Here is a 13,187-nt window from a genome sequence, read left to right as displayed (position 1 = left end):
ATGGCTGATGCCGCGGGCAGCAACGTCGCTCTGAGCTGTTGGGCGCTCATCGAGCGCAGGATCCTGCGCCGTTCGCCGCTACCGCCATCAGGCATGATAATCGGCAATGATCTCCAGTACGCCATTAATAACAAACTGAACGCCCATACACACCAGCAAAAAACCCATCAGCCGTGAAATCGCCTCGATACCGCTGGCGCCGACCACATGCATAATGGCGCCTGAACTGTGCAGCGCGATCCAGACAATCACGCTGATGGTCAGAAATACCAGCACCGGCGCCAGGGCGGTGATCCAGGGGGCGAAATAGACATCCTCGTTAACGGTAGACACCCAACTGATGATCATGGCGATAGTACCCGGCCCTGCCGTACTCGGCATCGCCAGCGGCACAAAGGCGATATTGGTGGTTTTATGCTTATGCATTTCGCGCGCCTTACTTTCGGCGATACCGGAATCATCATCGGTCTGTGCGGGAAACAACATGCGAAAACCGACAAAGGAGACGATAAGCCCACCCGCAATCCGCAGCCCCGGAATGGAAATCCCGAAGGTATTCATCACCAGCGTACCGGCATAAAAGGCGACCATCATAATGGCGAATACGAATACATAGACCGACGCCAGCCGCGCCTGCTGATTGTGCTCCTCCACGGTCATGTTTTTACTGAGGCTAAGGAACAGCGCCACGGTGGTGAGCGGGTTCACCAGCGGCAGCGGCACCATCAGGCCCAGGCCGATTGCTTTGAAAAGTTCAAACATACACGCTGTCTCCTGACTGTTTTGCTGACCGCCTCGCCGCCAAAACCGACGACCATAAAGCAATAAGTCATTAATTTTACAGGCGTTGACCCACCCTAGCCAACTGTTAAATTGCCAGTTCTAATAATAAGAATGATTCAGTCATTTTCCCCTAGCCCGCAACCAAGGAAAGCACATGAATTTTGAATTGTTCAATTCTCTCAAAGGCGCGCCGGATCCCGCCCGCGCGCTGAGCCTGTTCCCGACATTAATCCCCTTTTATCAGGCGTTGGGCAATACGCCCTTGCAACCGGTTCCCAGCCCCGCGGGAGGTGCTCAAATTTTGGCGAAATATGAATTCGTCAATCCGTTCGGTTCGGTAAAAGATCGTGCGGCGTTCGGTATGTTCTGTGAGGCGATAAATCTTCATGATTTTAGCCGCGGACCGCTAAAGCTGCTGGACGCCTCCGGCGGCAACATGGGCAAAGCCCTGGCGAAACTGGGCCAGCTGTGCGGCATACCGATACATTTGATCATTCCCGATAGTTCGCCGCCGCCGCTAGTGGGCTTCCTGCGCGAGGCCGGCGCTGAACTAAGCACCGTGGAAAGCCGTTATTTTCTGCTGGGTCTTATCAGCCGCGCTCAGGCAATAGGGTTGCGCGATCCCGGCTGGACATTGCTATCACAGCACCTGAATCTGGTGAATGTGGCGGTGCATCAATACCAGACCGGGCAGGAGATCCGCCGCCAGCTGGCAAATGAGCAAGCGGACGGCTGGGTGGCGGCGGTGGGCACCGGCGGTACCTTAAGCGGCGTTTATAAAGCGCTTATTCAGGATAACCCGTCGCTTGTGGTGCGCGGGACTACCCCCAGCGAATTGCCGTTTGGAACCTATGATCCCCCCAATGATAGGGATAAATTCGGCGGCGCGGGCGGCGCGGGCGGCATGGGGTTCGGTTTTCGGCAACCCTTTATCGCCCATGCGGGGCTGGACACTGTGCCGTTTGATCACATTAATTGGCAGGAATCGCTGAGCACGATGTATGAATTTTATCGTTTGACCGGGATCCGTATTGGCGCTTCCGCCGTGGCCAATTGGCGCAGCGCCTATCGACTGGCGCAGGAGATGACGCCGGCGCAGCGCGTTATCACGCTGTTCGCCGATGCTGGCAGCGACGACGAGCGTGATCGGGGAGAGCGTTATTTCCATGAGCTGGGTGCGCTGCATCCGGCTTCGTCTACCTGACCGGGACGTCAATTACCGGGCAGCGTTAACGCCTGCGAAGCCGCGTCCCGGCGACATTTATTCTGTTTTGCCGCGAGCGGAGTCGCGGCGCGGTAAATCGGAGCGGCGCCTCGCTTTCCCTTGACGCGCCATGCCGTCTATCTGGCGCCACCCCCTCGTCCATCCGGCCTCGCCGGCGGACCCGTCCCGCGCCTTGCGGTCTGTCCGCCCCACGCCCTTACGGCGCCAGGTTCACGAGCGCCGATCCTTATCGCCAGGCGGGATTTCGCATCACGCTATAGCGGCCGCAGCCCAACAGTGCGATGGCCAGTCCGGCAAAAAGATAAACAGCGATATTTTCCAGCCCCCAGGCACCCACATTTGTTAGGGTGAAAATGATGCTGGGTTCGGTAATCAGCCATGCAAACAGCATGGTGAAGGCGAAAATCAGCACGGCGGGTCGCACCAGAATGCCGAAAATAAACATCAATGGCACAATGATTTCCCCCAGGAATACACCATAGGCGACGATGGCGGGCATCCCGTGGGCCTGAACCATCCCGATGATGCCAGTAATGCCGAATAACAGCTTGTGTATGCCGTGAAGCAACATCATGGCGCCAAAGGTAAACCGTAGCAGCAATTTCCCCAGATCCGGCTTGTCCAACATTCGGTTAAAGGCAGTTAGCATGGTGATACCCGTCCTCAGATAACGCGAGATGCGTATTTATGTGTTAATAATAACTATTCATATCCTAATTACTGAACATTTACCTGCATCAGATCAAGCAATTAATCGCTAATCCGCGACAAATGCTGGAAACCGCCGCTCAATCACGCCGGGGTCGGTACCCGGCGGAGGGAAAATGACCAGTCGCGCCGCGCGGCGGCCGATACGCTTCGCTCACCATTGATTTTCGCTATAGTTAGCCTCATGTTAATCCTATTGGCTCTTCACGAACATCAGGACTGCGCTATGACTAATCCGTTACTGACCTCGTTTTTATTGCCCCCTTTTGCCGCTATTCGTCCTGAGCACGTCGTGCCGGCGGTGAAAGCCGCGCTTGAGCACTGCCGCCACACCGTTGAGGAAGTCGTGGCCCAGCCCGGCCCATTCACGTGGGAAAATCTCTGCCAGCCGCTGGCGGATGCGGATGACCGTTTGAGCCGGATTTGGTCGCCGGTGGGCCATTTGAACGCGGTGAAGAACAGTCAGGAACTGCGCGAAGCCTATGAACAAAGCCTGCCGCTGCTGTCTGAATACAGCACTTGGGTGGGGCAACATAAGGGTCTGTATCAAACCTATCGGAATCTGCGCGACGGCCAGCATTATGTACAGCTGAGCGTAGCGCAGAAAAAAGCGGTGGATAACGCGCTGCGCGATTTTGAATTGTCCGGTATCGGACTGCCGGCGGAAAAACAGCAGCGCTACGGGCAGATCGTCGCCCGTCTTTCGGAGCTGGGTTCGGCCTACAGCAATAATGTGCTGGACGCGACCATGGGCTGGAGCAAGTTGATAATCGATGAACAGGCGCTGGCCGGCATGCCCGAAAGCTCGCTTGCCGTCGCTCGCGCCCAGGCGCAGGCCCGCGAGCAGGAAGGCTGGCTGCTAACGCTGGACATCCCCAGCTATCTGCCGGTACTGACCTATTGCGACAACGCCGCGCTGCGGGAAGAACTCTATCGCGCCTATAACACCCGAGCCTCCGATCAGGGGCCGGATGCCGGCAAATGGGACAATGGCCCCCTGATGAGTGAAATTCTGGCGCTGCGCCATGAGCTGGCGCAATTGCTGGGATTCGAGAACTATGCCGATAAATCGCTGGCCACCAAAATGGCGCAGGATCCCCAGCAGGTGCTGGATTTTCTGACCGATCTGGCCAGGCGCGCGCGTCCCCAGGGCGAGCAGGAATTGGCGCAGCTGCGCGCCTTTGCGCACAGCCACTTCGGCCGCGATCGGCTAGAGCCGTGGGATATCGCCTATTATGGTGAAAAACAAAAACAGCACCTGTTCTCCATTAACGACGAGCAGTTGCGCCCCTATTTTCCTGAGCCGCGGGTCGTCAGCGGTCTGTTTGAGGTGGTTAAACGCATTTACGGCATCACGGCCAAAGAGCGTACCGATGTGGACACCTGGCACCCGGATGTCCGTTTCTTCGATCTGTTTGATGAGCATGGAGAGCTGCGCGGCAGTTTTTATCTCGATTTGTACGCCCGCGACAACAAACGGGGCGGCGCCTGGATGGACGATTGCGTAGGCATGATGCGCAAAGCCGACGGCGAGCTGCAAAAGCCGGTGGCTTATCTCACGTGTAACTTCAACCGCCCGATAAGCGGCAAACCGGCGCTGTTTACCCACAATGAGGTCACCACGCTATTTCATGAATTCGGTCACGGGCTGCACCATATGCTGACCCGTATCGATACCCCGGGAGTAGCCGGTATCAGCGGCGTACCCTGGGATGCGGTGGAGTTGCCGAGCCAGTTTATGGAAAATTATTGCTGGCAGCCCGAGGCACTGGCGTTTATCTCCGGCCATTATGAAACCGGTGAGCCGCTGCCCGATGAATTGTTGAACAAGCTGCTGGAAGCAAAAAATTATCAGGCGGCGCTGTTTATTCTGCGTCAGCTTGAATTCGGCCTCTTCGATTTCCGCATGCATTATCAATACCAACCGGAGCAGGGCGCGCGCGTGCTGGAGACCCTGGCGGAAGTGAAAAAACATGTGGCGGTAGTACCGACGGTGGCATGGGGACGTTTCCCCCATGCCTTCAGCCACATCTTTGCCGGCGGCTATGCGGCGGGGTATTACAGTTACCTATGGGCGGATGTCCTGGCGGCGGATGCCTGGTCGCGTTTCGAGGAGGAAGGTATATTCAACCGGGACACCGGCGAATCCTTCCTTGATACCATACTGTCGCGCGGCGGTTCCGAGGAGCCGATGGTACTCTTCGCCCGTTTCCGCGGCCGCGAGCCGCAACTGGATGCCATGCTGCGTCATTACGGCATCCGGGAATAGGGGGCTTGAGCTCGGTTGTTTTGCAAAGCGAGGTCGGCGTCGATCCCTTGTGTTTGCAGACGCTGGCCGCGCGCTGGGGGTTGATAAGCGATCCTTAGGCCGTTATGGCGCTGGTGATGACGTCTGAATGGCTGGAACTGCGCAAGCGGGACGAGCCGAAACTGGGCGCGATTGCCGTGGACTTCGTTACCGGCGCCATGGCGTACCGGCGTCGCTACGGTGGCGGGCGCGGCGAAGCGGTGGGCGTCAAAGGCCAATGGTTGCCGGATGTGGTCGACGCCACCGCTGGACTGGGGCGCGATGCTTTTGTGCTTGCCTGTCTGGGCTTCCGGGTGCGAATGTTTGAGCGTCATCCGGTGGCGGCGGCGCTGTTGGACGACGGCCTGTGCCGCGCGTATGCCGATCCGGAATTGGGTCCCTGGCTGGAGGAGCGTCTGACGCTGCATCACGGCTCCAGCCTGAACGCGCTGGCGGTGCGCCGGGTGGTGGTGAAACGGCCTGATTACGCGCCGCCGCTGGCGGGGGTGGCCGCGCAGGCGTCCATCACCACCAAGAACCATCGTTTTGATCTGTACCTGCCGCAGGACGGTACCCCCCGGTGAAGGGCTAACGGCCAACAATACGCGACGCTGCCCTTCAGGGACATCTAAGCGCCCCTGTAATAGGCACACCCACCTGCGTCAAACTAGGTCGCCGTCGCTTCAGGTAAGCTTAGGGGTCTAAGTAAGCTTATAGGCGTTTGCACCGGCCCCGACCAGGCGTCCGCCGTCAACAATCAAATACGCCTTACGGATAGGTTTACCGTCAAAGAAGTTTTGCAGAATCTCCAATGTTCCCGCTGCGTAACGCGCTTGTGCTGATAGCGAGGTACCGGAGATATGTGGCGTCATGCCGTGATTCGGCATGCTGCGCCAGGAGTGATCAACCGGCGCCGGTTGGGGAAACCATACATCGCCGCCGTAGCCGGCCAGTTGCCCCGAGGTTAATGCCCGGGCGATGGCGTCGCGATCGCATAGTGCGCCCCGCGCGGTATTCACCAAATAAGCCCCTCGCTTGAACTTGGCCAAAAAGGCGTCATTGACAAAACCCTGAGTAGAGGGATAGAGCGGTGTCTGTAGGTTGACGACGTCGCAGACCTTGACCAGGGATGCGGGCGTTTCATGGTAAGTCAGGCCGAGTTGTTTCTCCAGTTCATCCGGCAAGCGGTGGGGATCGTAGTAGTGTAACGTCATATCGAAAGGTTTGAGCCGACGGAGAACCGCTTGGCCGATGCGCCCGGCACCCAATGTGCCAAAGTGCATACCTTCGATATCGTAGCTGCGGGCCACGCAGTCGGCGATGTTCCAACCACCGTTTTTTGCCATCAGGTGCGCGGGAAGATAGTTTCGGACCAGCGCCAGAATAGTCATCACCACATGCTCCGCCACACTGATGGAGTTTGAAAAGGTGACCTCGGCCACGGTAATACCCCGGCTGGCCGCGGCCTTAAGATCGACATGGTCCGAGCCGATGCCGGCGGTCAGGGCCAGTTTGAGCTTGCGGGCTTTGGCAATGCGCTCGGCGGTGAGATAAGCGGGCCAGAACGGTTGTGAAATCACGACATCGGCGTCGGGGAGGTGGCGATCAAAAACGGAGTCCGCCCCCTCTTTATCGCTGGTGACGACCAGCTCATGACTGTGGCTTTCCAAGTAACGTCGCAGACCCAATTCTCCAGAGACACTTCCTATTAATGCCCCGGTAATGCCCCGGGTATGAAACCCAGCGGCCCCTATGGCGTTGGTGTGGACTGACTGCTCGGATAGGCGTGGATAGCCGGAATAGCGTCACGGGCGTAGACGGGGGGATAGCCGGTCACCGGATCGGGGTAAAGCACACATAAAATCTTCGACATAGTCCATCCTTAGACTAATGAAAGCGCTTGAATTGCGTTGCTATCGCGCTATCTACTCTGATCCATGGCGACGAAATCGTCTAATCGTTTGCTACCATCCCGTGATAGCTACCCCCTATCTGGCGTGGCGGGTTATCGCCTGGTCGAGCGCATGCTGAAGATTAAATTGCGGGGTCATAGCCCAAATGCTGCAAAGGAGCGCCGACTAATTTTCCTGACGCAAGTGCAACAGGCTTATCTCCGGCGCGGGTTGCGGCATGCTGGGATGAATCCCTATGCCATGGGTGAAAAAACAGGCGGGTACCGCGCTAATAGGGGCAATGCTGTAAACCCGGCCGCGGCTTACCATCTCATAAAGCACGTCGAGCGCGTTGGTTTCAACGACAACCGTGACCGTGGGACTCACGCCCGCCTGCTGGAAGGCGTATTCGATGATCCGGTGATTGTGCATTTCGTGATTGAAGAGGCACAAAGGGAATTGACCGACCTCCGCCCAGCTCAAAACCTTGTTGTCGGGCAGCGTCACGCCGACGCCGGCAGAAGCACAAAGCGCTCGGAGAAAAGCGGCAGGGCTTCATAGAGATCGGCCGGACACTGCTCCGTATAAGCGATACCGACGTGGAGTTCATGCTTTTTTAGCCGGCCCAGTATGTCACGGGTGCTCAACGCAAACACTTTCAGGCTCAGCCGCGGAATTTCGCGGCGGTATTCGTTGATTAACAGGGATACTACGCGCATTGCCGAAGGTATGGCGCCTATCGCCAGAACGCCGCCCGCCACCGTTTGTGCCAGCGCGGCTTTCTGCCTCAGGCCATCTAAAGACGCGAGCGTTTGTTTTGCCCAAGCCAGCACGCGTCCGCCCTCAGGCGTAAACCCCTGGAAGTGGTGGGCGCGCTGAATGATTGTGATACCCAGTTTCTGTTCCAACTGGCGAATCGCGGTGGATAAAGAGAGCTGTGAAACACAACAATGCTCGGCGGCTTGGGCAAAATGGCGGTGCTCCGCCAGCGCTATCAAATAGTGAAGTTGTCGAATGAACATAGAGTAATTCCTTTTAGTAAGCGATCCCTGTGGCGAATGTTCCCTACAGCAAAGGGCCAGGCATATCCAGCAATGATAATGTCAAAGAGAGTAGCAATGCGTCCGAGCCTGTTTAGAAATTTGTGTATTTGCCTGATTTTGATATGTTCAATCCAACATCAAAAACAGGTTAATTTATGGACGAAAAACAGTTGCAGGCTCTGGCTAACGAACTGGCCAAAAATCTCAAAACCCCTGAAGATCTCAGTCACTTCGATCGGATGCTGAAAAAAATCAGCGTCGAAGCAGCTCTCAATGCCGAAATGACCCATCACCTCGGCTACGATAAAAATCAGCCTAAACCGGGGATCAACGCCCGCAACGGCTATTCCACAAAAACCGTTACCACTGGCGATGGCCCGCTGGCGCTGCGTACTCCGCGCGATCGTGACGGTTCCTTTGAACCGCAACTGGTGAAGAAGAACTAGACCCGGATTACCGGGATGGATAACCAGATTTTATCGTTGTACGCCAAAGGGATGACCACCCGCGAGATCGCCGCCGCGTTCAAAGAGCTGTATGACGCCGATGTCTCGCCTGCGCTGGTCTCAAAGGTCACCGATGCGGTCATGGAGCAGGTTGTCGAATGGCAAAACCGGCCTCTGGATGCAGTCTATCCCATTGTTTATCTTGACTGTATCGTTCTAAAAGTCCGGCAGGACAGCCGCATCATCAACAAATCTGTGTTCCTGGCGCTGGGCATCAACATCGAAGGCCAGAAAGAGTTGCTAGGTATGTGGCTGGCCGAAAATGAAGGCGCAAAGTTCTGGCTGAACGTGCTGACAGAGCTGAAAAACCGCGGCCTGAACGATATCCTTATCGCCTGCGTAGACGGGCTGAAAGGTTTCCCTGACGCTATTAACGCGGTGTATCCGGAGGCGCGGCTCCAGCTGTGTATCGTGCATATGGTGCGCAACAGCCTGCGGTTCGTCACCTGAAAGGACTACAAGGCCGTCACCCGCGACCTGAAAGCTATCTATCAGGCCCCTACGGAAGAAGCCGGCTTGCAGGCGCTGGAAGCGTTCTCCAGTGCCTGGGACATCCGCTACCCGCAAATAAGTCGAAGCTGGCAGGCAAACTGGGCCAATCTGGCCACGTTCTTTGCCTACCCAACGGACATCCGCAAGGTGATCTACACGACCAACGCCACCGAGTCGTTAAACAGCGTGATCCGGCATGCCATCAAAAAGCGCAAGGTGTTCCCGACCGACGACGCAGTGAAAAAGGTGGTGTGGCTGGCGATACAGGCGGCCTCACAGAAATGGACAATGCCTTTGAGGGACTGGCGCATGGCAATGAGCCGCTTTATTATCGAGTTCGGTGACCGCCTGGACGGTCACTTCTGAGAAAAGGCATTTACACAGAATCCGGTACGGGCTCATGCGTCCGCGTGCCGACTCTCCCCTCTCTCCCCACGGCCGCAACAGGTTTTTCCACGACGAACATAGTGGGCAGCGAATTGGCTTGAACGGCGTTTGAGGGAGGGCATGATTAACTGGCTAGCGCTGCATCGATCAAACGGTCTGGGGTGTGGCTGTGGCAATTTAGAAAAAATGTGCCCGGTGTCCACTTATGCCCGGTCCACTGAAGATGACGTCGACGTCATCGAGGGCAATGCGCAGACCCGGAGCGGAGCGCTGAAACAGCGCGAAGTGCTCACACTACGCAACGCCATGATGTATAGCCGCAAGGCCATAATTCGTACAGGCAAGGCCATGACGCATACCATTTATGGCCATGATTTATATAGGCAAACTCATGACTCACACAACCTAAGGCCATAGTCCATAATGGTAAGGTCATGACGCCTTTAAGGCGCTGGCACACAGTAAGACCTTCGGCCAAGACGCTGACCGAGACCACGGCCTTTAGCCGGAGCTTCGCGGGCCTGCGCTTCGCGCGGCCTTAAGGTAGCGCCGCGCGCGGCATTACGCATTCCACCCTCTGCCTTCAGCGCGTCACGAGGCCGGCGTGGGGTGCCGTTGCGCGCCTATCAGGCGATATCATCCATATCTTCTTCATCGTCGCCGTCATCGCTGAGCGGCACGATTAACAGGTCCACATGGACCGTGTTAATAAGCTGGCGCGCCGAGGACATCAATTTACTCCAGAAATCCTGGTGATGTCCGCACAGGACCAGGTCCACGTCGTATTTATTGATGGCGTCCACCAGCACCTGCCCCAAATCGCCGCTGCCGCTCAGTGTTTCGGTAATCGGATAGCCGGCGTTTTGCGACAGCTGGGTCATGGCGTGCTGCGTTTCTTCGGAGATGCGCTTTTGCATATCGCCGAGATTGACATCGGTAAGACCGGTGTACAGGTCGGAGCAGTTGACGTCAACGTGAATCAGGGAAACTTTAGCATTATATGGTCTAGCCATCGATACGGCTTTTTCGACCAGCACGTTACTTTCCGGTGAAAGGTCGACGGCTATTAGGATGTGTTTGTAAGCCATAATCAGACTCCTTGCAAAATGTCACTCGTCTATTCTCGTCGCAATTCGCGACCCCGGCGACAGCGGACGCACTATCTCCAGTCTTTATGTCCCTCTTTCAGTATAGCCGCACTCGACCGGGTAACGAAGCGGCTAACCCACGCAACTGCGAGAGGGGTCGCGATATCTCCCCCCCGATGAGGCCGGCGGCCCTCAGCTGATGCCACGGTAAAACTTTTTTTGCGAAAATGCATAATTTCTATCGCTTCGGTTGGCGGCTTTTGTCAAAATTTTTCTACACTGAACAATATGCCATCTCACAGTTCTCATCTGCGCCGCTCCCCTGCGCATAGCAACAAACTTCAGATGGTCTGTCAGTCGTAAGCTTACATTATATCGGTTATAACCGCTGTCCACCCCGCGGTAGGCGGGCTTCGCGGCGGTTTTGGATGTTGCCGGGAGGATCATAATGAACACTGTTGCGCTGTTCTGGGCTTTATGTGTCGTATGCATTATTAATATGACTCGATATTATTCTTCGTTGCGTGCGTTGCTGGTAGTGCTGCGCGGCTGCGATCCGCTGCTGTATCAGTATGTCGACGGCAGTGGTTTTTTTACCGCTCATGGACAGCCCAGCAAGCAGTTGCGTCTGGTGCGCTACATTTTCGCCCAGCACTATCTGGATCACCACGACCCGGAATTCATTCGCCGCTGTGAGCGCGTGCGGGGGCAGTTTATGTTGACCAGCGCATTGTGCGGTCCCATTGTGGTCAGCCTCATCGCCCTGGCAATCTGGCACTGAATCGCAGGCAAAAAAAAGACGGCCGATTGGCCGTCCTGCCCTATGTGGCGGCGGTTAAATCAGCTTTAACGCCAGCCAGTAGAGGCTGCCGGCCAGAATGATCGCCACCGGTAGCGTCAGCACCCAGGCCAATAGGATGTTTTTCACGGTCTTGCCCTGCACGCCGCCGCCATCCACCACCATGGTGCCGGTCACCGCGGACGACAGCACGTGGGTGGTCGACACCGGCATGCCGGTATAGCTGGCGACGCCGATGGACACCGCCGCGGTCATTTGCGCCGATAGCCCCTGGGCATAGGTCATGCCTTTTTTACCAATTTTCTCGCCAATGGTCGTAGCGACCCGGCGCCAGCCAACCATGGTGCCCAACGATAACGCCAGCGCCACGGCGATAATGATCCATATCGGCGCGTATTCCACGGTATACAGCAGATCCTGACGCAGGTTTGACAGGAAACGTTTATCCGCGGCGGAAGTTTCCGGCAGCTTCGCCACTTTATCGGTGGTATCGGCGATGCACATCAGCAGGCGCCGTACGTGGAAGCGCTGATCCGCATTGAGCGTTTCGTAGCTGTCCAGATTGCCCAGCAGTAGCGAGGCGCGATTAATGGCGAACAACGCCCGCGACAGGTCGCAATGAAATTCCTGCGTTTGGGGGGCGATGCTTGGATCCAGCATTTGACCATTCGCCATTGGCGCGCCGCTGGCAGCGGGGGGAACGGCGGGGCCGACGACGTGGGTGAACGCGCTGGGGTGCTGCGTATAATACTGCTGCAAATGATTAACCGCATCGCGGGTGCGGCTGATGTCGTAGCCGCTGGCGTTCACATTGACCACAAAACCCGCCGGCGCAACCCCTATCAGCACCAGCATGATAAGCCCGATGCCTTTCTGGCCGTCATTGGCGCCGTGGGAAAAACTCACCCCGGCGGCGGAGAAGATCAAGGCGATACGGGTCCAGAACGGCGGCTTACGCTTACCGTCCTTTTTCTCCCGCTCCGCCGGGGTCAGATGGATCCGGCGGCGTTTTTTGGTGCTGCTCCAGTAGCGGCGCAGAACGAAAACCATCGCGCCCGCCAGCACCAACCCCACCAGTGGAGAGATAATGAGCGAAAGGAAGATCTCAATCAGTTTGGGGATATTCAGCGCCTGCACCACCGAGCTATCGCTCACCAGAGCGTTGGTCAGACCGATGCCAATAATTGCGCCGATAAGGGTGTGCGAGCTGGAGGCCGGCAGGCCGAAATACCAGGTGCCGAGATTCCACAAAATAGCCGCCAGTAGCATGGAGAACATCATTGCCAGACCGTGGGCAGAACTGACGTTAAGCAAGAGATCGGTCGGCAAGAAATGAACGATAGCATAGGCCACACTCAACCCGCCCATCAGGACCCCGAGGAAATTAAACACCCCGGACATGGCGACCGCCAGCTGAGAGCGCAGCGCGCGGGTGTAGATAACGGTGGCTACGGCATTGGCCGTATCATGAAAGCCATTGATGGCCTCATAAACCAGAACAAAGATTAATGCGAGCACCAACATTAGACTGGTATGGAATTCCAGGCCGGTGAATAGATGTAGCATAGAGAGTTACGCCATTGTTTGGACATGAACGGGCCGCATTATCTGCGACAAGAGGGCCAGGGGAAAAGGAAAATATAACCTTTTTTTAATAAACTTGCCGCCGACAAGCATGTACTACCCCCTATAAACTTTCAAATTCAGCAAGATACGCTTTTTTATCCAAGCTAGCATTTTGTTACCATAGCAATATGCCGCCGGGCCCATTACAATCGGGCCGCAGTCTTGGCGCCCGCGGGTCAGGTCGCCCATTAAGAGTATAAGCAGAGCGAGATAATGGCAGAACAGTTTGAAGTGGTGGTCATCGGCGCCGGCGCGGCGGGCATGTTTTGCGTCGCCCAGGCGGGCCAATTGGGTCGCCGCGTGCTGTTGCTGCAGTTCCGAGACCCTGTACACGATTCTGTGTAAATGCCT

The 13,187-nt window shown here is 56.5% G+C and carries 12 protein-coding genes and 2 pseudogenes; 6 read left to right on the top strand and 8 right to left on the bottom strand.

What is annotated here, in order from left to right:
• Positions 1-87 precede the first annotated feature (87 nt).
• Positions 88-762 carry a MarC family NAAT transporter gene (locus SOPEG_RS21735; RefSeq protein ID WP_025246922.1) on the bottom strand — a complete coding sequence of 225 codons (675 nt, stop codon included), beginning with the start codon at positions 760-762 and terminating at the stop codon, positions 88-90.
• 268 nt (positions 763-1,030) lie between these two features.
• Here SOPEG_RS21735 and SOPEG_RS21730 point away from each other — a divergent pair, with 268 nt between their 5' ends.
• A complete protein-coding gene (locus SOPEG_RS21730; RefSeq protein WP_236851584.1) occupies positions 1,031-1,987 on the top strand; it encodes a pyridoxal-phosphate dependent enzyme in 957 nt (318 codons plus the stop codon).
• Between the two features lie 247 nt (positions 1,988-2,234).
• Here the strand turns inward: SOPEG_RS21730 and SOPEG_RS21725 are convergent, their stop codons facing one another.
• Entirely contained in the window at positions 2,235-2,657 is a 423-nt protein-coding gene (locus tag SOPEG_RS21725; RefSeq protein WP_025246920.1) for a DoxX family protein, read from the bottom strand.
• A 285-nt stretch (positions 2,658-2,942) separates the two neighbouring features.
• Between SOPEG_RS21725 and prlC the strand changes: the two genes are divergently transcribed.
• Positions 2,943-4,985 carry an oligopeptidase A gene (prlC, locus tag SOPEG_RS21720; RefSeq protein ID WP_025246919.1) on the top strand — a complete coding sequence of 681 codons (2,043 nt, stop codon included), beginning with the start codon at positions 2,943-2,945 and terminating at the stop codon, positions 4,983-4,985.
• 5 nt (positions 4,986-4,990) lie between these two features.
• Positions 4,991-5,587 (top strand): annotated as a pseudogene (locus SOPEG_RS21715) (class I SAM-dependent methyltransferase).
• Between the two features lie 117 nt (positions 5,588-5,704).
• Here SOPEG_RS21715 and SOPEG_RS21710 read toward each other — a convergent pair.
• From SOPEG_RS21710 to SOPEG_RS30320, 4 genes are all read right to left on the bottom strand, one after another.
• Entirely contained in the window at positions 5,705-6,673 is a 969-nt protein-coding gene (locus SOPEG_RS21710) for an NAD-dependent formate dehydrogenase (protein ID WP_200867846.1), read from the bottom strand.
• Positions 6,674-6,753: 80 nt separating this feature from the next.
• Positions 6,754-6,876, bottom strand: coding sequence for a hypothetical protein (locus tag SOPEG_RS30425; protein ID WP_257720365.1), 123 nt, complete (start codon positions 6,874-6,876; stop codon positions 6,754-6,756).
• A gap of 205 nt (positions 6,877-7,081) precedes the next feature.
• Positions 7,082-7,402, bottom strand: a complete 321-nt coding sequence (locus SOPEG_RS30325; protein ID WP_071882284.1) for a LysR family transcriptional regulator substrate-binding protein — start codon at positions 7,400-7,402, stop codon at positions 7,082-7,084.
• The gene (locus tag SOPEG_RS30320; RefSeq protein ID WP_071882283.1) at positions 7,399-7,917 is read right to left on the bottom strand and encodes a LysR family transcriptional regulator; all 519 of its coding nucleotides are present in this window, start codon (positions 7,915-7,917) and stop codon (positions 7,399-7,401) included. Before SOPEG_RS30320 ends, SOPEG_RS30325 begins: the two co-directional genes overlap by 4 nt.
• A gap of 176 nt (positions 7,918-8,093) precedes the next feature.
• Here SOPEG_RS30320 and SOPEG_RS25690 point away from each other — a divergent pair.
• Positions 8,094-9,302 (top strand): annotated as a pseudogene (locus SOPEG_RS25690) (IS256 family transposase).
• A 647-nt stretch (positions 9,303-9,949) separates the two neighbouring features.
• On the opposite strand, the gene uspA reads toward SOPEG_RS25690, so the two are convergent.
• Positions 9,950-10,411 (bottom strand): universal stress protein UspA, encoded by a 462-nt coding sequence (gene uspA, locus SOPEG_RS21685; RefSeq protein ID WP_025246916.1) that lies wholly within the window; start codon positions 10,409-10,411, stop codon positions 9,950-9,952.
• A 445-nt stretch (positions 10,412-10,856) separates the two neighbouring features.
• Between uspA and uspB the strand changes: the two genes are divergently transcribed.
• The gene (uspB, locus tag SOPEG_RS21680) at positions 10,857-11,192 is read left to right on the top strand and encodes a universal stress protein UspB (protein ID WP_025246915.1); all 336 of its coding nucleotides are present in this window, start codon (positions 10,857-10,859) and stop codon (positions 11,190-11,192) included.
• Between the two features lie 54 nt (positions 11,193-11,246).
• Here the strand turns inward: uspB and pitA are convergent, their stop codons facing one another.
• Entirely contained in the window at positions 11,247-12,776 is a 1,530-nt protein-coding gene (pitA, locus tag SOPEG_RS21675; RefSeq protein WP_025246914.1) for an inorganic phosphate transporter PitA, read from the bottom strand.
• Positions 12,777-13,049: 273 nt separating this feature from the next.
• Between pitA and SOPEG_RS28095 the strand changes: the two genes are divergently transcribed.
• On the top strand, positions 13,050-13,181 hold the full coding sequence (locus SOPEG_RS28095; RefSeq protein ID WP_417903461.1) for an FAD-binding protein: 132 nt from the start codon (positions 13,050-13,052) through the stop codon (positions 13,179-13,181).
• Positions 13,182-13,187 lie beyond the last annotated feature (6 nt).

Origin of the sequence: Candidatus Sodalis pierantonius str. SOPE (genome assembly GCF_000517405.1) — a bacterium.
Classification (GTDB): Bacteria; Pseudomonadota; Gammaproteobacteria; order Enterobacterales; family Enterobacteriaceae; genus Sodalis_C; species Sodalis_C pierantonii.
Note: the sequence above shows the minus strand (reverse complement) of the source record. Positions and strands in the feature narration are given on the sequence as shown.